This window comes from Roseiconus nitratireducens (assembly GCF_008629675.1).
In the GTDB taxonomy this organism is placed as follows: domain Bacteria; phylum Planctomycetota; class Planctomycetia; order Pirellulales; family Pirellulaceae; genus Stieleria; species Stieleria nitratireducens.
In genome coordinates, this window is the sequence record NZ_VWOX01000083.1 from 1 (window position 1) to 562 (window position 562).

The window sequence follows — 562 nt, forward strand, 5'->3', positions numbered from 1 at the left end:
GTGAGCCGCGTGGCGCTAGCCGAATGGCACTTACTTTAGATCGTTGTCGGTAAGTTTCCCGGGGGGTTTGACGCGTTTTTCGAATTGGACGTCCTTGGGCCGTTTTCGATAGGCCTCGCGTTTGTACTGCCGGGATGGCCGGTTGGGTAGCTTATCCTGCATCGCGTACCGCAACGCAGTTGCGAACGCCTCACGCCACTGCCGTGGCTCGCTGTGGAGGTGCCTCAGGAGAAACGTTTGAAAGGTCGTCCAGACTCGTTTGAAACTCATCCGTCGAGGCGGCAATCGGTTCAACGCCGCCGCTTCACGACGGAATTGGCTCGTCAGGTTGTAGGCCACAACCGACGTGTACAACTCTTTTTTGAACGTGTCGACACTCTTGGCCCGAATGTTTTCCGCACCCAGAACCACTTTGAAGTTACGGATATCAACCTCCACGTCATACCGCCGCTCGTACCAATTCGACAAAGTCCAGGCATCGTGCTCCAGGCTGGTTACCAGCAGGAGAGTCAGGTTTTCGGTGACATCGATCTCGTGGAGCCAAACGGCCAGCGAGGCATCG

1 pseudogene is annotated in these 562 nt (G+C 56.4%); it reads right to left on the reverse strand.

The window, feature by feature from the left end:
• Positions 1-30 precede the first annotated feature (30 nt).
• Positions 31-562 (reverse strand): annotated as a pseudogene (locus FYK55_RS29375) (IS4 family transposase); the annotation flags it as partial.